We start from the raw sequence: 22974 nt of genomic DNA, 5'->3' as shown, positions 1-22974 counted from the left end.
GGACCTGTGGATAAAGTTGTCCGGTCCACATCAGCCTTCAGTACGGGTACGTACGACTCAAGGCGGAGACGGGATGCCACTCAAGGTCTGACGCTTCGCGAGAGCTCCGCCACTAACGTCGAACCCGTGACTGTCATCGCGACCGAAAGCCTGAGCAAGCGGTACCCCCGAGTGACCGCCCTCGACCGGCTCTCCCTGGACATCGGGCCTGGTGTGACCGGCCTCGTGGGTGCCAATGGAGCCGGCAAGTCCACGCTGATCAAAATTCTGCTGGGACTGTCCCCCGCCACCGAGGGCAGCGCCGCCGTGCTCGGCCTCGACGTCAAAACGCATGGCAGTGCCATCCGTGAACGCGTCGGCTACATGCCCGAGCACGACTGCCTGCCACCCGACGTCTCGGCCACCGAGTTCGTCGTCCACATGGCCCGCATGTCCGGGCTGCCGCCCACCGCGGCCCGCGAGCGCACGGCCGACACCCTGCGCCACGTCGGGCTGTACGAGGAGCGCTACCGCCCCATCGGCGGCTACTCCACCGGCATGAAGCAGCGCGTCAAGCTCGCCCAGGCCCTCGTCCACGACCCCCAGCTGGTGCTCCTCGACGAGCCGACCAACGGCCTGGACCCGGTCGGGCGAGACGAGATGCTCGGCCTGATCCGCCGCGTCTACACGGACTTCGGCATCTCCGTCCTGGTCACCTCCCACCTCCTCGGTGAGCTGGAGCGGACCTGCGACCACGTGGTGGTGGTCGACGGCGGCAAGCTGCTGCGTTCCAGCTCCACCAGCGACTTCACCCAGATCACCACGACCCTTGCGGTCGAGGTCACCGACTCGGACACCCACCCGGACGGCACCGCCGCCCTGCGCAAGGCGCTCACCGAGGCAGGCGTCTCCCTGCACGAGGGCAGCGAGCAGGGCCTGCCCGGCGCCGGCCACATCCTCCTCGTCGAGGCTTCCGGCGAGCACACCTACGACACCGTCCGCGACACGGTCGCCGAGCTGGGTATCGGCCTGGTCCGCATGGAGCAGCGCCGCCACCACATCGCGGAGGTCTTCCGCGACAGCGACCAGCCCGCGTACTCCGTCCAGCAGAAGGGAGCCGGTTCCGATGGCGCCTGAGACGTCGACCCAGATCCACAACATCGGCTACCGGTCCTACGACGGACCCCGGCTCGGCCGTGCCTACGCCCGCAAGTCGCTGTTCTCGCAGTCCCTGCGCGGCGCCTACGGACTCGGCCGCTCCGCCAAGTCCAAGGTCCTGCCGATGCTCCTCTTCGCGGTGATGTGCGTCCCCGCGCTGATCATCGTCGCAGTGGCCATCGCGGTGCCCGGCTCCACCGACCTGCCGATCAAGTACACGACGTACGCCCTGACGACCCAGGTGATCATCGGCCTCTACCTCGCGTCGCAGGCGCCTCAGTCCGTCTCCCGGGACCTGCGCTTCAAGACGGTGCCGCTCTACTTCTCGCGGCCCATCGAACGCGTCGACTACGTCGTGGCCAAGTACGCGGCCATGGCATCTGCGCTGTTCATCCTGACCGCGACCCCGCTGCTGATCATGTGGATCGGGTCGCTCCTGGCGAAGTTCGACTTCGCCCACCAGACCAAGGGATTCGGGCAGGGACTCGTGTCGGTTCTGTTGCTTTCGCTGCTCTTCTCCGGGCTCGGCCTGGTCATGGCCGCCCTCACCCCGCGCCGCGGGTTCGGCGTCGCCGCGATCATCGCCGTACTGCTGATCCCCTACGGCGCGGTGACCGCAGTGCAGGGGATCGCCTACAACACCGGGAACGCCGCAGCCATCGACTGGATGGGCCTGTTCTCCCCGATCACCCTGATCGACGGCGTGCAGACCGCGTTCCTGGGCGCGACCTCCGCCTTCCCCGGCGGCGAGGGCCCCGCCGCGGGCACCGGCTTCGTCTACCTGCTCGTCGTCCTCGGCCTCATCGCCGGCTCCTACGCCGCCCTGATGGCCCGCTACCGGAAGGCCGGGCTGTGACCACCATCGACATCGACCACGCCTCGCGCTGGTTCGGCAACGTCGTCGCCGTCAACGACGTGACGATGCGCATCGGCCCCGGCGTCACCGGGCTGCTGGGCCCCAACGGCGCGGGCAAGTCCACGCTCATCAACATGATGGGCGGCTTCCTGGCCCCCTCCACGGGCACCGTCACCCTCGACGGCGCTCCGATCTGGCGCAACGAGCAGATCTACAAGCAGGTCGGCGTCGTGCCCGAGCGCGAGGCGATGTACGACTTCCTCACCGGCCGGGAGTTCGTCGTCGCCAACGCCGAGCTGCACGGCCTCGACGACGCGGACGCCCAGCGGGCGCTCGCCACCGTCGAGATGGAGTACGCCCAGGACCGCAAGATCTCCACCTACTCCAAGGGCATGCGCCAGCGCGTGAAGATGGCGTCCGCCCTCGTCCACAACCCGTCCGTACTGCTCCTGGACGAGCCGTTCAACGGGATGGACCCGCGCCAGCGCATGCAGCTGATGGACCTGCTGCGACGCATGGGCGACGAGGGACGCACCGTCCTGTTCTCCTCCCACATCCTGGAGGAGGTCGAGCAGCTCGCCTCGCACATCGAGGTGGTCGTCGCGGGCCGGCACGCCGCTTCCGGCGACTTCCGCAAGATCCGGCGCCTGATGACGGACCGCCCGCACCGCTACCTCGTCCGTTCCTCCGACGACCGGGCTCTCGCCGCGGCGCTGATCGCCGACCCCTCCACGGCCGGTATCGAGGTCGACCTGAAGGAAGGCGCGCTGCGCATCCAGGCCGTCGACTTCGGCCGCTTCACGGAGCTGCTGCCCCGCGTGGCCCGCGCGCACGACATCCGGCTGCTGACGGTCTCGCCCTCCGACGAGTCCCTCGAGTCGGTCTTCTCCTACCTCGTCTCGGCCTGAAAGGAGCTGGCACCCATGTACGACCCCACCGTTGCCCGGCTTACCTACCGGGCCCTGCTCGGCCGGCGGCGCGCGCTGATCCTCTTCGCGCTGCCCGCCCTGCTGATCGTCATCGCCCTCGCCGTCCGCGCCTTCGCGGGTGTGGACGACAAGGTCGCCGCGGACCTCCTCGGGGGCTTCGCCCTCGCCACCATGGTTCCGCTGATCGGTGTCATCGCCGGCACCGGTGCCATCGGCCCGGAGATCGACGACGGCTCGATCGTCTACCTGCTCTCCAAGCCGCTGAAGCGCCCGACGATCATCATGACCAAGCTGATCGTGGCGATCGCCGTCACCATGGCCTTCTCCGCGATCCCGACCCTGATCGCCGGGTTCATCCTCAACGGCAACGGCCAGCAGATCGCCGTCGCCTACACGATCGCCGCCCTCGTGGCCTCGATCGCCTACAGCGCGCTGTTCCTGCTGCTCGGCACCATCAGCCGGCACGCGGTCGTCTTCGGTCTGGTCTACGCCCTGATCTGGGAGTCGCTCTTCGGCAGCCTGGTCTCCGGAGCCAAGACCCTCAGCGTCCAGCAGTGGGCCCTGGCCCTTGCCGAGAAGGTCGCCGGGAACGGGTACGTCGACGCCACCGTGGGCCTTCCCACCGCCGCGATCCTGCTGACCGTGGTCACCGTCGGCGCCACCGTCTACGCGGGCCAGAAGCTGCGCCGCCTCACCCTGGCCGGCGAAGAGTAAGTCCCGCCGCAGCGCCTGCGAAACAGTGCCCCGCCCGGCCCACCGGCGGGTTCTAATGATCCACGCAACACCCTGGAGTTCAGGGAGTTGCGGGGATCGTGGATTTCGAGGTGCTGAAGGCGAGGTTCTTCGAGGCGCTGGACAGGGAGAACGGCAGCATCACTGCTGCGGCTCGTGCAGTCGGAGTGAACCGCAACACGGCGTTCGGGTGGGCACGCCGGGCCGGAGTCCGTGGTCGCGGCAAGCCTCGCAGGCCCGGCCACCCCGGTCGGGCGGAGTACGAGCGGCTGCGTGCTGCGGGAGTCCGGCGCCGTGATGCCGCCGCGCAGGCCGGCGTCCATGAGCGCACCGCTGAGGACTGGGACCGCGGTATCCGGCAGATCGGCCACTCGCGCCTGCATCCTGACGGGCGCCGCATCGACTACAAGACCGGTGTGACCACCATCGCCGCCACCTCTTCAAGGTCGTCCCTCGCAACGGTCGAGGCCGAACTGCACCCCAGGTTTCTCACGGTGACCGAGCGAGAGCTGATCGCTGATCTGCACCGTGAAGGCCGGTCGCTGCGCGCGATCGGACGGGCACTGGGCCGACCGGCGTCCACGATCAAGCGCGAGATCGACGCCCGGTCGGTCGATGGCGTCTACCGGCCGCACCGGGCCCAGCGGGCATGGGCGAGGAGCCGGTCGCGCCCCAAGGACTCCAAGCTCGCCCAGGACGGCCCGCTCCGCCGGTTCGTCGCGGAAAAGCTGCAGGAACAGTGGTCACCCGAGCAGATCTGCCACGCTCTGGTCATCGAGTTCCCCGACGACGAGAGCATGCGCGTGAGCCCGGAAACGATCTACCAGGCGGTCTACGTCCAGGCCCGTGGCGGACTGCGCCGCGAAGTCGCGGCCGCGCTGCGCACCGGGCGCACTCGCCGCAAGCCGCACCGCAGCCCGGACCAGCGCACGCGCCGGTTCGTCGACGAGATGGTGATGATCTCCGAGCGTCCTGCCGAGGTCGAGGACCGGGCAGTGCCCGGTCACTGGGAGGGCGATCTGATCGTCGGCCCCCGCAGCGAGAGCGCGATCGTCACCCTGGTCGAGCGCTCCACCCGCTACGTCATGCTGGGGCATCTGCCCGGCGGGCATACGGCCGAGGAGGTCCGCGACGTGCTGGTGCCCTTGATCCAGACCCTGCCCGGGCACCTGCGCGGCTCGCTGACCTGGGACCAGGGCTGCGAGATGGCCGCGCACAAGCAGTTCACCGTGGCCACAGGCGTGCCGGTCTACTTCTGCGACCCGCACTCACCCTGGCAGCGCGGATCGAACGAGAACACCAACGGCCTGCTACGGCAGTACTTCCCCAAGAGCACCGACCTGTCCGTGCACAGCCCCGAAGACCTCGAACACGTCGCCCAGCAACTCAACGGCCGGCCCCGCAAAATGAAGTTTCCCCGTGATCTTGGACACGGTGTTGTTACGCTGCGAGGGCCTGGTCTTGCCGGTATCGCAGGCGGGTTTCGTGGGGTGTGAGGTAGCCCCAGTGGATGTGCTTGCGTAGGCGGCGTCTGTTGTAGAAGGTCTCGATGAAGTCGAAGATGTCGGCGCGGGCGGTGGCCCGGTCGGGCCAGAAGCGGGTGCCGATCTCTTCTTTCAGGACGGCCCAGAAGCTCTCCGCGGCGGCGTTATCGAAGCAGCTCCCGGTCCGGCCCATACTTTGCCGGTGCCCCAACTTGCTGATTTTTGTGCGGAGTTGACCGGAGGTGTATTCCGATCCGCGGTCACTGTGGATCACACAGCCGGGTTCCAGGCGGCCCAGCGCGGCTGCCATGTCCAGCGCGTCGACGACGAGGTCGGCGCGGTGGTGGTCGGCCATCGAGTACCCGATCACCTCGCGCGTGGCCAGGTCCAGCCACGAGGCGAGGTAGAGCCAGCCCTCGGCGGTGGGGATGTAGGTGATGTCCCCGACGATTTTCGTTCCGGGACGGATGGCGGTGAAGTCCCGGCCGATCAGGTCCGGCGACGGGGCGGCCTTGGTGTCGGCCTTGGTCAGGCCGCGGCGTCCGGTGCGCCGGCTGTTCCCGGCGATGCCGTTCTCCCGCATGACCCGTGCCACCCGCTTACGGTTGACCACCCGGCCCTGCCGGCGCAGTTCGGCGGTGACGCGCGGGACGCCGTAGTTCCGCCGGGAGGCGATGTAGATCACCGTGATCTCGTGTGCCAGGGTCTCATCCGCCCGTTGCCTGGCTTCGCGGGCCTCGGCTCCGGCCACCCACGCGTAGTACGTGGACCGGGCGGTCTTCATCACCGTGCACAGCAGCACGATCGTGTAGTTCGCCTTCTCCGCGTGGATGAACCGGCATATCGTGCTCACCGGTCGCTCTCCTTCGCGAAGAAGGCGGTCGCTTTTTCAGGATCTCGATCGTCTTCGCCTGCTCTACGGTCAGCTTCCGCAGCCGCTTCAGTTCCTCGTCCCGGTCGTCGGCGGCCCGCACGGCGCCGGGTCCCGATCCGTTGTCCTGGGCGGCCCGGGCCTTCTTCACCCAGCCCCGCAGGGACTCCGAGCTGATCCCGAGTTCCCGGGCGACCTCGGTCACCGTCCGGCCCGACGACCGCACGAGCTCGATCGCGTCCCGCTTGTACTCGTCCGAGTACCGCTTCGTGTACTTGCTTCCCACCTGGCACTACTTCCTCTGGAACCTCAGATCCCAGTCTCCAGGTGTCCACGATCAAGGGGAAGCTTCAAAACGCTCGGCTGGAAAACCCCAGCCGAGCGCCTGCGTGATCTACTGACGAGCACGTAGACCGTCAGGTGTTGCGAGGACCCCAAGAATCCGCCCACCGGCCAGGCGGGGCACAGCTTTGCGGGTCATCATCAGTGCATGATCGAGCACACCGAGCCGGAGCCGTCCAGGCCCCTGCGGTCCTGGATACGCTCCTCACCCGGGACGCACATCTGGCTGCTGATCATCGCCGTCACCAGCATCGTCGTCGTGATCGCGCCCGACCGGGTCGAGCACGTTCTGCTCCACCGCAACAGCAGCAACATCCATCAGCTCGTCCAACACCCCGTACGGGCGCTCCTCAGCAGCGCGTTCTGGATCGAGAACCCGGCCTCGCTCGCCCTCTACGCCGTTCTCTTCGAGCTCTTCTACGCGCCCGTCGAACGCTGGCTCGGCACGCAGCGCTGGCTCCTGATCGTGGCGAGCGCCCATATCATCGCCACCCTGGTCAGCCAGAGGATCCTGCTGATGGCCATCGAGGACCACCGAGCCCCGCGCAGCATGACCCATGTCGTCGACATCGGCGTCAGCTACGGTCTCGCGGCTGCCGTCGGTGTCCTCACCTACCGGCTCCCCGGCCCCTGGCGATGGCTCTACCTGGCCGGAGCAGTCGCCTTCTTCGGGCTCCCCCTCGCCACCGGCGGTACGTTCACCGATCTTGGCCACGCCATCGCGCTATCTGTCGGACTGCTCGCCTGGCCGCTCACCCGCCACGATGTTTCACGTGAAACACGACCTCCTTTTTCGTGAAACGAGGTCGTGTTTCACGTGAAACGTGACTAGGGCCTGTTCTGAGTTGAGATCACGGGATCGGTCATTCTCGCTTCAGGAGGGTGCTGGCCGGGGTAGACCGGTCGCATGACTCGTGATGATCTGACCGATGCCGAGTGGGAGTTGATCGAGCCGCACCTGCCGCTGGGGGCGTTCGGACCGATCCCTGACCTGCGCCGCTACTTCAGCGCGGTGATGTGGAGGTTCCGGACCGGCAGTCCCTGGCGGGATGTGCCGGAGAGCTACGGCTCCTGGTCGACGATCTACGACCGGTTCCGGATGTGGGCGCGTGACGAGGTCTTCCAGACCCTCATGGACGCGATGATCGCCGAGGCGGAGGCTCGCGACGATGTCGATCTCAGCCTGGTGAGCGTGGACTCGACCGTTGCTCGGGCGCATCACCACGCGGCGGGCATGGCGGTCGCCCCGGAGCTCCTTGAGGATCTGGAGAAGGCCGTGGCGGAGGAAAAGGGGCTGCAACAAAGGGACAAAACGACCCCGTAGGCGAGGGATCCGCGGACAGGGAGGACCCCGAGCGGGAACAGCGCCGAGCCGTGCGCCGGCGCCGCAGGGCCCGACTGCGGGCCGCCGAACTGGGCCGCTCCCGGGGCGGGCTCACCAGCAAGATCCACCTTGCCGTCGAGCGGCGCTGCCGCCCGCTGTCCATCATCCTTACCCCCGGGCAGGCCGCGGACAGCCCGCACTTCATCCCTGTCCTCAAGAAGATCAAGGTGCGCGGCCGGATCGGCCGCCCCAGGACCCGGCCGGACGCAGTGGCCGGCGACAAGGCGTACTCCTCCCGAGCCAACCGCGCCCACCTGCGCAGACGCAACATCAAGGCGGTGATCCCGGAAAAGGCCGACCAGGCTGCCAATCGCAAGAAGAAGGGACGCTCCGGCGGCCGCCCGGTCAGCCACGACGGCACGCTCTACAAAGATCGCAACACCGTCGAGCGCGCCATCAACAAGTTCAAGGAATGGCGGGGGCTGGCCACCCGCTACGACAAGACACCTGAGAGCTATGCCGCCGGGCTCCACCTGCGCGGATCCATCCTCTGGTTACGCAGCCTGCCAGCCCTCCCGTGATCTCAACTCAGAACAGGCCCTAGTCGGTCTCCGCTTTCGCCACGCCGTGCTCCCACGCCCACGCGGCGATCCCCACCCGGTTCCTGGCCCCGACCTTGGCCTGGATGTTCGCGATGTGGGTTTTGGCCGTCCCCGCGCTGATGAACAGTTCCGCCCCGATCTCGGCGTTGGTCAGCCCCCGTGCCACCAGGCGCACGATGTCCAGCTCCCGTTCCGTCAGTGGATGCGGCGCGCGGCGGGCGACGGGATCCGCCTCCGTCAGCCGGCTCAGCAGCCGCACCGTGATCTGGGGACTGATCAGCGTGTCCCCGGCCATCGCCGCCCGGATCCCCTCGATCAGCAGGGCCGGCCCGGACCGCTTGAGCAGGAAGCCGCAGGCCCCGTTGCGCAGGGCGGTGTGCACGTACTCGTCCAGGTCGAAGGTGGTCACCACCACCCGGGTCTCGGGGGCCAGCAGCCGGGTCACCTCCAGCCCGTCCAGCCGTGGCATCCGGATGTCCGCCAGCACCACGTCGGGCCGCAGTTCCCGGGCCAGCGCCACCGCGCGCTCCCCGTCCGCCGCCTCCCCCACGACGGTCATGTCCGGCTGTGAATCGAGGATCAGCCGGAAACCGCTGCGAATGTCCTCTTGGTCATCGGCTATCAGGATGCGTGTGGTCACGCCGCCATGATCACCCGGGAGGCTGCCCCTCCGCCGGGAAGACGGCGCGAACCCGCCACCCGCCGTCCGCGTCCGCCCCGGCCCACAGGTGTCCGCCCGCCGCTTCCACACGCCCGCACAGGCCGGCCAGCCCGGTGCCGCCCCGCCTCCGGCGGGTCAGCAGCCCGCCCGAGCCCCGGGGCGCCGCGGAATTGACCACGCTGAGCTCTATGCCCGCCCCGGCCCGGCGTACGGCGACCTGCACCACGGCAGCTCCGGGCGCGTGCCGGCGTACGTTCGTCAGCGCCTCGACGGCCACCCGGTACGCCGTGGTGTCCGCCTCCCGCGACAGCTCCCGTACGGCCTCCGGGTCCGCGTCCAGTGCCCCACCCTCGAACCGGTCCACCAGCTCCGGCAGTCGGGCCAGGCCCGGAACCGGGGTCGTCGGCCCGCCCGCGGCCTCCTGCAGCGCGTGCACCGTCCGGTCCATCGAGGCGAGCGCACTCAGCCCCGCCGTCTCGATCCGCTCCAGCGCGCGGACCGCCTGGCCGGGGTCCTGCGCCGCCACGAACCGGGCCGCCTGGGCCTGCACCACGATGGCGCTCACGTCGTGCGCCACGAAGTCGTGCAGATCCCGGGCCAGTTCCACCTGCTGATCGCGCCGCGCGTCCCGTACGGCCTGCCGCATCAGGCCCGCCTGGCGGCGCAGGTAGCCGCCGGCCAGCACCGCCCCGAAGGCGGGCAGTGCCCAGAACGCCGCCGCCCCGCAGGCTTCCAGCCACGATCCGCTCTCCCACACCAGGGGGACGGGCCACAGCGCGACGGCCGCCATGCCGAGGGCGCCCGCGACGGCCGCGGAGCGCACCGGAGACCAGCGGGCCACCAGAGCCAGCAGGAGAAGCAGAGGACCCTCCCAGAGCAGCAGCCATGTCGGGGGCACCCGCAGGACGGCGGCGACGATGCCGACCATCGCGGCCGCGGTCAGCAACGGGGCATACGTGGCACGGAGGTTGGCGGTCATGAGCCGACCCTACGAGCGCACCCGCTGTCCGGCCATCTGCCGATCGGCACAGACGCGCCGACCGGGCCGGGCCGCCGACCTGCTGATCGGCGGATGGTCGCGAAGGCCTCGGCCGACGAGGCTTGAGTCATCAACCATCCCCTCCCCGACAGGACTTGGACCATGACCGCCAACGCCGCCGTACACCCTTCGGACACCGTGCCGGGAGTCTCGCCCCGGGTTCGCCGGCTCGCCGGACTCGCCTCGCTGACGGTGCTCCCGAGCTGCGTCTGGCGGCTCGTGGTCGCGGCCGGCGTGCCCATGGGCTGGGGCCCGGGCAGCGATCTGCACCACGCGTACTACCCGGGCCGGGAATCCCTGGTGCTGATCTTCGTCACTGTCTTGCAGGAGTTCCTGGGCCTGCTGAGCCTCGGGCTGGTCCAGCGCTGGGGCGAGGAGCTGCCCCGCTGGATCCCGTGGGCGGGCGGACGCCGGTTCCATCCCCTGGTGGCGGTGGTTCCCGCGGCGCTGGGCGCGATCGCGCTCACCGGCATCACGGTCCTCGGTGCCTCGACCTGGAACGAGGTCAACGCCGCGAATCCCGACGCGCCCACCGGGCCGGCCCTGTGGATCTTCAACCTGTCCTACGTGCCCCTACTGCTCTGGGGTCCGCTGCTGGGCGTCCTCACCGTCGCCTACTGGCGGCGCCGCCGGATTCACGGCTGATGCACGGAAATTCACTGGTACGGGACTTCCGCCCGGGGCACAGTGAGTCGTGCGGGGAGCAACAAAAGGTCCGGGACAGCCACTTCGAGCGCGCCTCACGGCGCGGGCTGTCCCGGACCTCTCGTACGTCCGTACCGGCTACGCGGCGCCCAGCAGACGCTCCAGCACCACCGCGATGCCGTCCTCCTCGTTGGAGGTCGTCACCTCGTCTGCCACCGCCTTGAGCTCCGCGTGGGCATTGGCCATCGCCACCCCGTGCGCGGCCCAGCCGAACATCGGGATGTCGTTGGGCATGTCACCGAAGGCGATCGTCTCCGCCGCCTTCACCTTCAGCCGGCGCGCGGCCAGCGACAGGCCGGTGGCCTTGGTCAGGCCGAGCGGCAGTATCTCGACGATGCCCGGACCCGCCATGACGATGTCGACCAGGCTGCCGACGGTCTCCCGGGCCGTCTTGACGAGCGCGTCGTCGTCGAGCTCCCGGTGCTGGATGTAGAGCTTGTTCAGAGGAGCCGTCCACACCGCGGCGGTGTCCTCCAGGTAGATGGCCGGGAGGCCCTCCTGCACCTGGTACCCGGGCCCGAACAGGACCTCGCCGTCCACCCCGTCCCGGCTGGCCGCCAGGGCCAGCGGACCGATCTCGGCCTCCAGCTTCGACAGCGCCAGACCGGCCAGCTGCCGGTCCAGCGTCACCGAGGTCAGCAGCCGGTGCGCACCCGCGTCGTAGACCTGCGCGCCCTGCCCGCAGACGGCGATCCCCTTGTAGCCGAGATCGTCCAGCACGTGCCGGGTCCACGGCACGGCACGGCCGGTGACGATGATGTGCGCCGCGCCCGCCGCGGTGGCCGCGACGAGCGCTGCACGGGTACGTTCCGAGACGGTGTCGTCACCACGCAGCAGCGTGCCGTCGAGATCGGTGGCGACGAGCTTGTACGGGAACGGGGCCGGGCTCACTTTTTGATCGGCTCCAGGACCTCGCGGCCGCCGAGGTAGGGACGGAGCGCCTGGGGCACCCGTACCGAACCGTCGGCCTGCTGGTGGTTCTCGAGGATCGCGACGATCGTGCGCGGAACGGCGCACAGGGTGCCGTTCAGCGTGGACAGCGGCTGCGTCTTCTTGCCGTCGCGGTAGCGGATCGACAGACGGCGGGCCTGGAAGCTGTTGCAGTTCGAGGCGGAGGTCAGCTCGCGGTACTTGCCCTGGGTCGGGATCCACGCCTCGCAGTCGAACTTGCGCGAGGCGGAGGCACCCAGGTCACCGGTGGCGACGTCGATCACCTGGAACGGCAGCTCCAGGCTGGTCAGCCACTGCTTCTCCCACTCCAGGAGCCGCTGGTGCTCGGCCTCGGCCTCCTCCGGTGCGACGTACGAGAACATCTCGACCTTGTCGAACTGGTGGACGCGGAAGATGCCGCGGGTGTCCTTGCCGTACGTACCGGCCTCGCGGCGGAAGCACGGCGAGAAGCCGGCGTACCGCAGCGGCAGCTTGTCGGCGTCGATGATCTCGTCCATGTGGTACGCGGCGAGCGGGACCTCGGAGGTGCCGACGAGGTAGTAGTCGTCCTTCTCCAGGTGGTAGACGTTCTCCGCGGCCTGGCCGAGGAAGCCGGTGCCCTCCATCGCGCGCGGGCGGACCAGCGCGGGGGTCAGCATCGGGATGAAGCCGGCCTCGGTGGCCTGCGCGATGGCCGCGTTGACCAGCGCCAGCTCCAGCAGGGCGCCCACACCGGTCAGGTAGTAGAAGCGCGAGCCCGAGACCTTGGCACCGCGCTCGACGTCGATGGCGCCGAGCGATTCGCCGAGCTCCAGGTGGTCCTTGGGCTCGAAGCCCTCGGCGGCGAAGTCGCGGATGGTGCCGTGCGTCTCCAGGACGGTGAAGTCCTCCTCGCCGCCGACCGGGACGTCCTCGTGGACGATGTTGCCGAGCTGCAGGAGGAGCTGCTTGGCGGCCTCGTCGGCCTCGTTCTGCTCGGCCTCGGCGGCCTTGACGTCCTGCTTGAGCTGCTCGGCCTTCTTCAGCAGCTCGGCCCGCTCCTCCGGGGAGGCCTTCGGAATGAGCTTGCCGAGGGACTTCTGCTCATTGCGCAGTTCGTCGAAGCGCATGCCTGAGGACCTGCGGCGCTCATCGGCGGAGAGCAGTGCGTCGACGAGGTCGACGTCCTCTCCACGGGCGCGCTGTGAGGCGCGGACACGGTCAGGGTCTTCACGGAGCAGCCGGAGGTCAATCACCCCTCCAGGCTACCGGGCTGGGCTTCCTGGGGTCACACCGATATCACGCTGCGTGTCGCTATGTCCTAATTGCAACGAATGGATAAGTCTTGATCGGTGACCGGAAGTGACCCTTCTTGGATCGTCAATAAAACCCGCCCCATTCCCCGAAAAGGGGCACAATGCCGACGGCCGGGCGGGCCCTGAGCAGGGCCGGAGGCTGTTCTTGTCCACAGGAATTGCAGCGGCCCGCATCTTATCCACAGGCTGTGTGCTGCATCTGTGGATACAGGAATAGATCATTCCTGATCGGTGGATGGCCGAGGCGAATCAGGGTTCAAACCACCCTCACACACTCATTCGGGTGGGAATGGCTCGCCCCAAAGAGTTGATCGGTGATACGGGGGTGACACCGTTCACCTCCCGCTCCTCAGCGCGAAACCTGAGCCCCCAACCGATTTGTCGACCTTGTCATGCCGCTCTGTCGACTTGTCCCCAGGCTGCCGTCCCACCCTGTGGATAACTCTGTGGACAGCGGGCGGGGCGGTGGACGACGCCCTACGCCCGGCCGTCGAGGCAACGAGTCAGCCAGTCGGAAGCATCCGTGAAGTCGCCGTCGGAGGTTCCGGCCCGAGGCGCCCTGACATCACTCTGAGCGACGCCGGCACGCGGATAGGACCCGAGGAAGCGGACCTGCGGGCAGGTCCGCTTGAGGCCCATGAGCGCCTCGCTGACCCGTCGGTCCGAGATGTGGCCCTCGGCGTCGACGGCGAAGCAGTAGTTGCCGATGCCCTGTCCCGTTGGACGGGACTGGATCAGCATCAGGTTGACCCCGCGGACCGCGAACTCCTGCAGGAGCTCCAGCAGCGCACCCGGGTGGTCGTCGCCGAGCCACAGCACGACGGAGGTCTTGTCCGCGCCGGTCGGCGCGGCGGGCCGTGCGGGGCGTCCCACGAGCACGAACCGGGTCTCGGCGTTCTCAGCGTCATGGATCTCGGTGACCAGCGGGACGAGCCCGTACGTGGCCGCGGCGAATTCGCCCGCGAAGGCGGCGTCGAAGCGGCCCTCCTGGACCAGCCGGGCGCCGTCGGCGTTCGAGGCGGCCGACTCCCACACCGCGTCGGGCAGGTTCGCCCGCAGCCAGTTGCGCACCTGGGGCTGGGCGACCGGGTGACCCGTGACGGTCTTGACGTCCGACAGCGACGTCCCGGGCCGCACGAGCAGCGCGAAGGCGATGGGCAGCAGCACCTCGCGGTAGATCATCAGCGGTTCGCCCGAGGCCAGCTCGTCGAGGGTGGCGGTGACCCCGCCCTCGACCGAGTTCTCGATCGGGACGAGTGCGGCGGCCGCCTCGCCGTTGCGCACGGCGTCCAGGGCGGCCGGAACCGACACCATCGGGATGAGCTCCCGGGTCGCGGCTTCCGGCAGGGTGCGCAGGGCGGCCTCGGTGAAAGTGCCCTCGGGACCGAGATACGTGAAGCGGGTGGCTGACATGCGATCAGCGTAATGCCGGGGTCACGCCCACCGGGGTCCTGTTCACCCTTCGAGCAGCCGCTGCCCCACGTATTCGCCGCTGCGGGGGCCGGGCGGAACCGCGTACAAGCCACTGGACTCGTGCCGGATGAACTCCGACAGCGCGTCCCCGCGGTCGAGCTTGCGCTGTACGGGTACGAACCCGCGCAGCGGATCGGCCTGCCAGCAGACGAAGAGGAGTCCGGCGTCCGGGGCGCCGTCGGAGCCGATCCCGTCGTGGAAGGAGAAGGGGCGGCGCAGCATGGCCGCCCCGCCGTTCTGCTCGGGGGCCGAGATCCGGGCATGCGCGTTGGACGGGATGACCGGCTTGCCGTCGGCGCCGAACTTGTCGAGCGCCATCTTGGTGGTCTCCGTGCCGCCGGTCAGTGGGGCACCGGTGGCCTTGGTGCGGCCTATGACCTGCTCCTGCTGGGCGAGCGACTGCTTGTCCCAGTCGTCGAGCAGCATCCGGATGCGACGTACGACGGCGTACGAGCCCCCGGCCATCCAGGCGTGCTCGGCCGGCCCGGGGCCCGCCGAGGGGACGAAGATCCGCTTGTCGAAGTCGGGCTGCGAGGGCTTCGGGTTGCCGGTGCCGTCGATCTGGCCCATGAGGTTGCGGGCGGTCATCGGGGTGCCGGTGGCTCCGGGGGACCGGTTGAAGCCGTTCATCTGCCAGCGGACGCGGGCGGCGTCCCCGGCGTCCTTCTGCAGGGCGCGCAGGGCGTGGAAGGCGACGAGTCCGTCGTCGGAGCCGATCTGGACCCACAGGTCGCCGTTGCTGCGCTGGGCGTCGAGCCGGTCGGAGGAGAAGTCCGGCAGCGGGTCGAGGGCGGAGGGGCGGCGGGCGGTGAGGCCGGTGCGCTCGAAGAAGGAGTGGCCGAAGCCGAAGGTGACGGTGAGCGAGGACGGGCCGGCATCCAGGGCGATACCGCTGTCGGAGGTCGCGGAAGGCTCGCCCGCCATGAGCCGCCGTGCGGTGTCCGACCACCGTCGCAGCAGTGCGGAGGCCTCGGTACGGCCCGCCCCGGGGGTGAGGTCGAAGGCGACGAGGTGCCCCTTGGCCTGCAGGGGTGTGGTGATGCCGGCTTGGTGATCCCCGTGGAAGGCGACCTGGGTGGCGCCGAGGGAGGACAGGCTTCCGGTGGCGCCCGTGGTGGAGCCGCTCCCGGAGTCAGCGAGCGCGGAGTGCGCGAGGGCGCCGCCGGCGGCGCCGAGCGCGAGTCCGGCGGCGCCCGCGGCGCCGACGGTGCCCAGCAGCCTGCGCCGGGAGATCTCGATGTCGGGGTTGCTGTCGGTCACGCTGTCAGCCGATCTTCACAGTCTTCTGCACGGTGGTCTGGTCGATGTCGGAGGTACGGACGGTCACGTCGATGCGCCATTCGCCGGCGAGCGGCAGCTGGACACCGGATGCGGTCCAGTGCCCGGGGGCGGCCTGGTCGGGGACGAGCGGCAGGGGGCCGATGTCCTTGGCCGGCAGGGTGAAGGCGACCTTGATCTCGGGGAGGTCGAGGGGCCTGCCGTCGCTGGATTCGGCCCAGAGGTGAAGGGTGTTCGCACCGACCCGGCCGGGGTCGAGCTCGAGTCGGACGGACCCCTTGCCGTTCTGGCCGCCGGTGTCGAACGGCAGGGTGATCTTGACGGCGCGGTCGGGGACGGCGGTGGCGCTGGAACCGCCGCGGCCGACCTCCTGCTCCACGGTGCGCCCGGGCTCGGTGCTGGTGAGAACCGTGGTGACGGCGAGCAGGATCACGGCGATGCCCGCTTCGGCGAGGACGGAGCGGCGCAGGCCGGTGCGGTTGGGGTCGGCGTCTCGGACCTGCTTCTCGCGCGCGCTCTCACGGGCGGCGCGCTGCCGGGCGAGCTGCGCGGCACGCTCCGGGTCCGCCGGGACGGTGACGGGTTCTGTTTCACGTGAAACGTCGGAGCCGTCGAGGTCTTCGGAGACCGCGGAGCCTGTTTCACGTGAAACATCGCCCGGCCCGGCCGCCTCTGCGGCCGATGCGGCGGCGGCAACGGCTGCCTCGGGGGCGTCGGCGAGCCGTGCGGTCCACTTCCGGGACAGGCAGGCGACGCCCAGGAGGACGGCGACCAGGCCGACCTTCAGGAGCAGCAGCCGGCCGTAGTCGGTGCCGGTGAGGGCGGACCAACTGCCGAGCTGGCGCCAGGACTGGTACACGCCGGTGACGGCGAGCACCAGGACGCTGACGAAGGCGACCGTGGAGAAGCGCCGGACAGCCGCGCGTTCGATCCCCGGGACCTTGTGGAGGGCGACGAGTAGCGCGGTGAGACCGCCGAGCCAGGTGGCGACGGCCAGCAGGTGCAGGATGTCGGCCGGCATGGCGATCCCGGGCTGGACGCCCGTGGAGGCGTGTTCCGAGAGGGCCCACGTGGCCGCGATGCCGCCGGCAACCACGGCGCCGCCGATGGCCAGGCCGAAGGTGAGGTCGTTGGTGTCCTTGGCCACCTCGGACGCCTCGGCGCTCGCCTCCTCCTCGGGGCCGGCGCTCTGCAGGCGGCGCGCGTAGACACCGAAGAGGACAGCGACGAAGAGGGCGGCGGCACCCAGCAGGAGCAGCCGGGAGACGAGCGAGGCACCGGTCTTGGTCTCCAGGACGGCCCTGAGCCCGTCGAGGTCGAAGGCGTCGGCGAACTTCCCGGAGCCCGTGTACGGAGTCCGGAGCACCAGCATCACGAGGGTGGCGACGGTCAGCGTGACCCAGGCGCGCACGACGAGCTTCTGGAGCGGCCGTTCGGCGGCGCCCCGGCGCCAGCACAGCAGGATGAAGGCGGCGCCGCCCACGAGGACGGTGAAGCCGGCGTAGGCGGCGTAGCGGGCGATCCCGTACGCGATGCCCACGGGTCCGCCGCCCGCCTGCGCGGTGGGCAGCGTGACATCGGTGGCCGAGGGCGCGCCGATGGAGAAGGTGAAGGCCCCGGAGATCGGATGGCTGTCGGCCGAGACCGCCTGCCAGGCGACGGTGTAGGTGCCGTCGGGCAGGCCGGTGTGCAGGGCGGTGCCGTAGCGCACGGTGTTCCCGCTGCACATGTCGCGCAGCTCGCCGGTGTCCACGCGCCTGCCCTGGGGGTCGAGGACGCGGATGGAGTCGTCGCCCATCGCGACCTGCTCCGAGAAGGAGAGCGTGACCTGGGCGGGGGCCGTGGCGACCACCGCCCCGTCCTTGGGGTCGCTCGCGGTGAGTGCGGCGTGCGCCGTGGCCGGTGAGGCCGCGGTGAACAGGGTTGCCAGCAGGGCTGCGAGGACCAGCGCGAGCCGTGGCAGGAATGCCGTGGCAGGGGCGCGGGCCGCGGAGGGGGCGGTGGCCGTCATGGCGTGTCGGTTCCTCGGTCCGTCAGTGGCCGTTGCCAGCCGTGGATTTCGGAGTCTGCGCGTCGTACGTCCGTTCCTTCACGTCCAGCTCGACCTTGACGGGGCCGGCCTTTTCGAAGTGGAGCTCGACGGTGACCTTGTCCCCGACCTTCGGGGTGCTCTTGAGCCCCATGAACATGATGTGGCTGCCGCCGCGCTCCAGTCGGAGTTCACCGTTCGCCGGCACGTCCATCGACTGGACCTGCTGCATCTTCTGGTCCTTGGTCTCGTGGACCTGGAGATCGTCGGAGAGCGGGGAGGTGGCGCCGGTGAGCTTGTCGGCGGTCTCGGTGCTGTTCTTGATGACCATGAAGGCGCCGGCCATCTTGTCGTTCACGGGCTGGGGCATGAACGCGCCGCTGACCGCCATCTTCGGCTCGCTGTCGCCGGAGCAGCCGGACAGGGCGAGGGCCGCCGTCAGGGCGAGGGCGGCGGCGAGGGTGCGGGTGGTGCGGGCGTTCACGGGTTCTCTCCCTTGATGAGCTTCGGCAGGTCCTTGGTGTAGTCGTCGACGGTGGTGCCCTCGCCGTAGAGCACGTAGCCCTCGTCGGTCTTGGGCGAGAACGCGATGACCTGCGCGCCGTGCATGGAGACGACGTTGCCGTTGGCGTCCTTCTTGGCCGCCTCTATACCGATGCCGAGCGTGCGTGCGGCGGCCTGGATGGCGGCGAAGTCCCCGGTGAGTCCGATGAAGGACGGGTCCTGCCCCTTGAGCCACGAGGCGAGGGACTCGGGAGTGTCCCGTTCGGGGTCGGTGGTGACGAAGACGATCCGCAGGTTGTCCTGGTCGGCCTTGGGGAGTGCCATCTTGGCGACGGCGATGTTGCTCATCGTCAGCGGGCACACGTCGGGGCAGCTGGTGTAGCCGAAGTAGATCAGCGTCGGCTTGCCCTTGGTCTGCTCACGCAGGTTCCACGGCTTGCCGGTGGTGTCCGTGAGGACGAGCTCCGGCTTGTCGAAGGGGCGGTCCAGGACGGTCGCGGCCTTGGCGTTGCTCTGGCCGCCGGAGATCTGGGTGACCGAGCCGGTCTTGGCGGGCTCACCGCCGCAGGCGGTGAGGGTGAGGGCGGCCGCTGCGAGGAGAGCGGCGGCCGTCACACGTGTGGTGCGCATGGAGAGGAGTCCCTGGGATCGGGGATGGTTCGGATACGGAGCGGTGGCGCCGACGGGCGCCGCAGGTCAGGCGGAGCGGCGACGCGAGGCGACGCCGAAGGCGACCCCGCCGAGTCCGATGACGATGCCGGCGATGCCGAGGACGCGCGCGGTGGTGTCCGAGCCGTGCTCGGCGGCGGCCTCGTCGTGGCCGTGCCCGGCGTCCTTTTCGGTGTTCTTCGCCTCGTCGGTCTTTGCGGCGCCGTGGTGGGCGTCGCCCTTCGCGGCGGTCAGCTTCAGGACGGGCGCCGGGCTCTGCGGTTCCGCGGCGCCTTCCTTGGCCTCCTCGATCCAGCGGACGACCTCGCCGTTGTCGTAGGTCTGGATGGACTTGAAGACCATCTGCTCGGCGTTCTCGGGCAGCTTGCCGACGGAGACCGGGAACTGCTGGAACTTCCCGGCCTCGATCTTGCCGCCGGTCCAGGTCACCTTGGTGACGACCTCGTTGACCTGCTTGCCGTGCACGGTCAGCGGCTTGTCGAGCTTGGTCTTCTCGACGCTGGACGTCCAGCCGGGGATGTCCTGCGGCATGACGGACGTGAGCGGCTGGTCGACCGGGAAGTTGACCTCGACCTGGGTAGTCGAAGCGTTGTCGCGCTCGTTGGGGACCTTGAAGTTGAGCGTCGCGTAGCCACCCTTGGCGGCCTCTCCGACGGGCTGCACGCCGACGTGCGCGAAGGCGGTACCGGACAGAACGAGGACGGTGCCGGCGGCGAGGGCGGCGGCGAAGGAGACGCGAGAGGTCTTCATGGCAGAAACACTCCACGGAAGCGGTGACGGTGGATCCGCGCACGGGCGCGCGCGGAGTTCGCGGCACCGGTGCTCCCACCGTGTGTCCCTGGGGAGGAGGGTGCCGCGTCAGGCTGCGAGGGCGAGGGCCGTGGGCGGCCCGCGCCTGATCACCGTGTGCTGGAGTGCTTCCCGGCCGGTGCAGGCGGCCGGGTCGGCCCCGGTGCGCAGGGCCTGCGGGAGCCGGGCGGGCGCGCCCGGCAGGCCGGCGCCGAGGGCCCGTACGAGGGCCAGTGCGGCGCGCAGCGGGCGTACCGGGACGGCTTCGGCGGAGAGCCGGGACAGTTCCACGAGCCGGAAGAGAGCGGCGTCGCCGCGGCCGAGCAGCCAGCCGGCGGCGAGCGCGGCCAGCAGGTGGCCGAGCAGCATGGCCGGGCTGAACAGGCCGGTCGCGGGCGCTGCGGTGGCGGCCTGGGCCACGTGCGCGTGGGCGCTGTGTCCCTGCGCAGCGGCCTGTCCTGCCTGCGCGACCTGCCCGGCCTGTTGGGCCAGGGCGGCCGGGTCCAGACCCGCGGCTTCCAGGATCTGCCGGGCGTCGGCCTGGCTGAGCGGTACGGAGTTGCCCCCGCAGACCAGCCGGGCGGCGAGTGCCGCGAGCGAAGCGTCGGAGGTGCCGGCCGGTACCGGCGCGGCCACGGCGTTGTGCTGGCCGAGGCCGAAGAGCGCGTGCAGGGCCAGTTGGCCGGCGGTGAGCCCGGCGGCGATGCCGGGCAGCGTGCGCCGGCGGCCCGCGAGCGTGGCCGCGACGGCGAAGACGGCGAGGAAGCCGGTGCACAGCGACCACCAGGGCACGGCGGCGCAGGACGCCAGGGCGTGCCCGGCCGCGGACAGCACGACGCAGACCGCGGTGAACACCGCGGCCCGGATGAGCCGGAGGCCGGCTCCGGCGTGCGTCGCGTGGGGGTCAGACATGGCCGGGCCATCATCGCACTGCGCTTAGGGCGTCCATACGGCAGGTCCGGAAGGTCCGTATGAGCCCTCTCTGCGCACACCGTCCCGGCTCGGCCCGGGCGGGTGCGTGCCTCCGGGAGGCATACACCGCTCCCCGGGAGAGCCGCATCGGCCGAACGAGGGCAATGCGGTCTCGGACGGCCGCAGGGCGCTTACGGCCCCCTGCGGGCGGCAATAGGTAAGCGTATGAGCATCTGGTGGTCTCTCCACTTGAGGCGCGAAGCCGCGAGCGTGCCGCTCGCCAGGCGACTGCTGCTGGGGACCATGGAGACCGCGGGGGTGGACCCGGACATCTCCTTCGACCTCTCGGTGGCCCTGAGCGAGGCGTGTGCGAACGCCGTGGAGCACGGCGGAGGCGGTGACCTTCCGGACGAGACCGCGGCCTACCACGTCACGGCCTACCTGGACGGGGACTGCTGCCGCATCGAGGTGACCGATTCCGGTCCGGGGTTCCCGCCCGCGACGGAGGCCCGCCGTAGACCCGCCCTGGCCGAACACGGCCGGGGCCTCGATCTGATCGCCGAACTGGCCGACCACGTCCGCTTCCGCAACCGGCCCGGCCGGGGCGCGGTGGTGAGCTTCGACAAGATGCTCAAGTGGCGCGACGACGCGCTGCTGAAGGTGTCCTAGAAGATCACTGAAAATCTGGGTTCTGGCCTCGCGTGTGCTGACGCGGGGCCAGACTGCTGTGTATGCAGGGGGAATGGGATGGCGAGAGCGTCGGCGAGGACGTGTGGGAGACCTGCCGGGAGTTGATCCCGGCCGGGGGTGTGTTCGCGTTCCTGGCCGAGCACCGCGGGGTGCTGTTCCCCGGGTCGATGTTCGCGGACATGTACCCGTCCACGAACGGGCGGCCGTCGCTGCCGCCGCAGGTCCTGGCCGTGACGGTGGTGCTGCAGAGCCTGCACGGGCTCTCCGACTTCGAGGTCGTTCAGGAACTGCGCTGTGACCTGCGGTGGAAGGCCGCCTGCGGGCTCGGCTTGCACGACACTGCGTTCGATCCGTCCCTTCTGACCTACTTCCGCCGCCGCCTGCAGCGCTCCAGTGACCCGAACCGGCTGTTCCACAAGGTCAGAGAGGTCATCGCGGCCACCGGCGTCCTCAAAGGCAAGCAGCGCCGTGCCCTGGACTCCACCGTGTTGGATGACGCGGTCGCCACCCAGGACACCGTCACCCAGCTCATCGCCGCGATCCGCAGGGTCATCCGCGAGGTCCCCCACGCCGAGCGGACCGCCGCGACCTGGTGCACCGCCCACGACTACACCGACCCCGGCAAGCCGAAGATCGCGTGGAACGACGAGCAGGCCCGCACCCGCCTGGTCGACGCCCTGGTCACCGACGCACTGAACCTGCTGGGCCGCCTGCCCGAGCAGGAACTCGGGGAAGCCGCGGCGAACGCCGTCGGGCTGCTGGCCCTGGTCGCGGGCCAGGACGTGGAGCCCGCCGACGACTCCGACGGCCGCGACGGGCGCTGGCGCATCGCCCGGGGCACCGTCCGCGACCGCACCGTGTCCACGGTCGACCCCGAAGCCCGTCACATCCACAAGAACCGGACCCGCCACCAGGAAGGATTCCGCGCCCACGTGGCCTTCGAGCCCGAGGCGGGAGTGTTCACCGAGGTCGCGCTGACCGCCGGCAGCGGGGCCGGCAACCACGAGGCAGCCGTCGCCCGCGACCTCCTCGCCGACGAGGACGCGCCGGTCACCGCCCTGGGCGATGCCGCCTACGGCACCGGCGACCTGCGCGAACACCTCCAGGACCTGGGCCACGACCTGGTCCTGAAGCCCCCACCGCTCAAACCGGCGGTCCCCGGCGGGTTCACCGCCGATGAGTTCACCGTCGACACCGAACAGGGACACGTCACCTGCCCCGCCGGACACACCGCACGGCTCGGCCGGCCACTGGCCAACGGCGCACGCCAGGCCCAGTTCAAGAAACTGTGCGCCACCTGCCCGCTCAAGGACCGCTGCACCCGCTCCAAGACCGGCCGTGTCTTCAGCGTCCACGCCCAGTACGACCTGCTCAAAGCCGCCCGCGACCAGGCCGCCACCGACCCCCACTGGCAGGCCGAGTACCGCCGATGGCGACCACCGGTCGAGCGTGCCATCGCCTGGCTCGTCGCCAAAGGCAACCGCCGCGTCCCCTACCGAGGCGTCATCAAGAACAACACCTGGCTCCACAACCGCGCCGCCGCCCTCAACCTCCGCCGCCTGATCAACCTCGGACTCACCCGCACAGGCGGCACCTGGACGATCACCCCGGCCACCGCATAACGCGAGGAGCCACCCAGCCCAACACCGGACGGCCCCTCAGACAAGATTTTCAGGAGCGTTCTAGACACGGTGATGGGCGGGACCCCGCAGGGGATCCCGCC

Annotated in this window: 21 protein-coding genes and 2 pseudogenes; 10 read left to right on the top strand and 13 right to left on the bottom strand. The window is 70.0% G+C overall.

Annotation, left to right across the window (positions count from 1 at the left end):
* Positions 1-126: 126 nt before the first annotated feature.
* The 5 genes from OG332_RS21310 (at position 127) to OG332_RS21290 (ending at position 5150) form a co-directional block, all read left to right on the top strand.
* Positions 127-1116, top strand: a complete 990-nt coding sequence (locus OG332_RS21310) for an ABC transporter ATP-binding protein (protein ID WP_327414968.1) — start codon at positions 127-129, stop codon at positions 1114-1116.
* A complete protein-coding gene (locus OG332_RS21305) occupies positions 1106-1993 on the top strand; it encodes an ABC transporter permease (protein ID WP_327414967.1) in 888 nt (295 codons plus the stop codon). Before OG332_RS21310 ends, OG332_RS21305 begins: the two co-directional genes overlap by 11 nt.
* On the top strand, positions 1990-2901 hold the full coding sequence (locus OG332_RS21300; RefSeq protein WP_327414966.1) for an ABC transporter ATP-binding protein: 912 nt from the start codon (positions 1990-1992) through the stop codon (positions 2899-2901). Before OG332_RS21305 ends, OG332_RS21300 begins: the two co-directional genes overlap by 4 nt.
* Before the next feature lie 15 nt (positions 2902-2916).
* A complete protein-coding gene (locus tag OG332_RS21295; RefSeq protein ID WP_327414965.1) occupies positions 2917-3636 on the top strand; it encodes an ABC transporter permease in 720 nt (239 codons plus the stop codon).
* Between the two features lie 287 nt (positions 3637-3923).
* A complete protein-coding gene (locus OG332_RS21290) occupies positions 3924-5150 on the top strand; it encodes an IS30 family transposase (RefSeq protein ID WP_327419323.1) in 1227 nt (408 codons plus the stop codon).
* Here the strand turns inward: OG332_RS21290 and OG332_RS21285 are convergent.
* Positions 5095-5991 carry an IS3 family transposase gene (locus OG332_RS21285; protein WP_327414964.1) on the bottom strand — a complete coding sequence of 299 codons (897 nt, stop codon included), beginning with the start codon at positions 5989-5991 and terminating at the stop codon, positions 5095-5097. The two genes, OG332_RS21290 and OG332_RS21285, sit on opposite strands and share 56 nt — an antisense overlap.
* An 82-nt stretch (positions 5992-6073) precedes the next feature.
* Positions 6074-6295, bottom strand: a pseudogene (locus tag OG332_RS47860) (transposase); the annotation flags it as partial.
* 204 nt (positions 6296-6499) lie between these two features.
* Between OG332_RS47860 and OG332_RS21280 the strand changes: the two are divergent.
* Both OG332_RS21280 and OG332_RS21275 read left to right on the top strand, forming a co-directional pair.
* On the top strand, positions 6500-7150 hold the full coding sequence (locus OG332_RS21280) for a rhomboid-like protein (RefSeq protein ID WP_327414963.1): 651 nt from the start codon (positions 6500-6502) through the stop codon (positions 7148-7150).
* A 108-nt stretch (positions 7151-7258) separates the two neighbouring features.
* Positions 7259-8256: pseudogene (locus OG332_RS21275) on the top strand (IS5 family transposase).
* Between the two features lie 19 nt (positions 8257-8275).
* Here OG332_RS21275 and OG332_RS21270 read toward each other — a convergent pair.
* Together OG332_RS21270 and OG332_RS21265 are read right to left on the bottom strand one after the other, a co-directional pair.
* Positions 8276-8917 (bottom strand): response regulator transcription factor, encoded by a 642-nt coding sequence (locus OG332_RS21270; RefSeq protein ID WP_327414962.1) that lies wholly within the window; start codon positions 8915-8917, stop codon positions 8276-8278.
* 10 nt (positions 8918-8927) lie between these two features.
* On the bottom strand, positions 8928-9917 hold the full coding sequence (locus OG332_RS21265; RefSeq protein ID WP_327414961.1) for a sensor histidine kinase: 990 nt from the start codon (positions 9915-9917) through the stop codon (positions 8928-8930).
* A 162-nt stretch (positions 9918-10079) separates the two neighbouring features.
* Here OG332_RS21265 and OG332_RS21260 point away from each other — a divergent pair, with 162 nt between their 5' ends.
* Positions 10080-10622: a hypothetical protein gene (locus OG332_RS21260; RefSeq protein WP_327414960.1), complete on the top strand. Its 543-nt coding sequence runs from the start codon at positions 10080-10082 to the stop codon at positions 10620-10622.
* Between the two features lie 138 nt (positions 10623-10760).
* Here OG332_RS21260 and OG332_RS21255 read toward each other — a convergent pair whose 3' ends face one another.
* From OG332_RS21255 to OG332_RS21215, 9 genes are all read right to left on the bottom strand, one after another.
* Positions 10761-11573, bottom strand: coding sequence for an HAD family hydrolase (locus tag OG332_RS21255; RefSeq protein ID WP_327414959.1), 813 nt, complete (start codon positions 11571-11573; stop codon positions 10761-10763).
* Positions 11570-12847, bottom strand: coding sequence for a serine--tRNA ligase (gene serS / locus OG332_RS21250; RefSeq protein ID WP_327414958.1), 1278 nt, complete (start codon positions 12845-12847; stop codon positions 11570-11572). The genes OG332_RS21255 and serS overlap by 4 nt, the downstream gene beginning before the upstream one ends.
* A gap of 537 nt (positions 12848-13384) precedes the next feature.
* Positions 13385-14320, bottom strand: a complete 936-nt coding sequence (pheA, locus tag OG332_RS21245; RefSeq protein ID WP_327414957.1) for a prephenate dehydratase — start codon at positions 14318-14320, stop codon at positions 13385-13387.
* 42 nt (positions 14321-14362) lie between these two features.
* Positions 14363-15640 carry an iron uptake transporter deferrochelatase/peroxidase subunit gene (gene efeB / locus OG332_RS21240; RefSeq protein WP_327414956.1) on the bottom strand — a complete coding sequence of 426 codons (1278 nt, stop codon included), beginning with the start codon at positions 15638-15640 and terminating at the stop codon, positions 14363-14365.
* A gap of 4 nt (positions 15641-15644) precedes the next feature.
* Entirely contained in the window at positions 15645-17669 is a 2025-nt protein-coding gene (locus OG332_RS21235; protein WP_327414954.1) for a copper resistance CopC/CopD family protein, read from the bottom strand.
* 22 nt (positions 17670-17691) lie between these two features.
* Positions 17692-18171: a copper chaperone PCu(A)C gene (locus OG332_RS21230; RefSeq protein ID WP_327414953.1), complete on the bottom strand. Its 480-nt coding sequence runs from the start codon at positions 18169-18171 to the stop codon at positions 17692-17694.
* The gene (locus OG332_RS21225; protein ID WP_327414952.1) at positions 18168-18821 is read right to left on the bottom strand and encodes an SCO family protein; all 654 of its coding nucleotides are present in this window, start codon (positions 18819-18821) and stop codon (positions 18168-18170) included. Before OG332_RS21225 ends, OG332_RS21230 begins: the two co-directional genes overlap by 4 nt.
* 66 nt (positions 18822-18887) lie before the next feature.
* Positions 18888-19610, bottom strand: a complete 723-nt coding sequence (locus tag OG332_RS21220) for a YcnI family copper-binding membrane protein (RefSeq protein ID WP_327414951.1) — start codon at positions 19608-19610, stop codon at positions 18888-18890.
* Positions 19611-19718: 108 nt separating this feature from the next.
* Positions 19719-20561: a hypothetical protein gene (locus tag OG332_RS21215; RefSeq protein ID WP_327414949.1), complete on the bottom strand. Its 843-nt coding sequence runs from the start codon at positions 20559-20561 to the stop codon at positions 19719-19721.
* Between the two features lie 225 nt (positions 20562-20786).
* Here OG332_RS21215 and OG332_RS21210 point away from each other — a divergent pair, with 225 nt between their 5' ends.
* Together OG332_RS21210 and OG332_RS21205 are read left to right on the top strand one after the other, a co-directional pair.
* A complete protein-coding gene (locus OG332_RS21210; protein ID WP_327414948.1) occupies positions 20787-21230 on the top strand; it encodes an ATP-binding protein in 444 nt (147 codons plus the stop codon).
* 62 nt (positions 21231-21292) lie between these two features.
* Positions 21293-22873, top strand: a complete 1581-nt coding sequence (locus OG332_RS21205) for an IS1182 family transposase (protein ID WP_327412293.1) — start codon at positions 21293-21295, stop codon at positions 22871-22873.
* Positions 22874-22974: the final 101 nt, after the last annotated feature.

Origin of the sequence: Streptomyces sp. NBC_01233, assembly GCF_035989305.1 — a bacterium.
Classification (GTDB): Bacteria; Actinomycetota; Actinomycetes; order Streptomycetales; family Streptomycetaceae; genus Streptomyces.
Note: the sequence above shows the minus strand (reverse complement) of the source record. Positions and strands in the feature narration are given on the sequence as shown.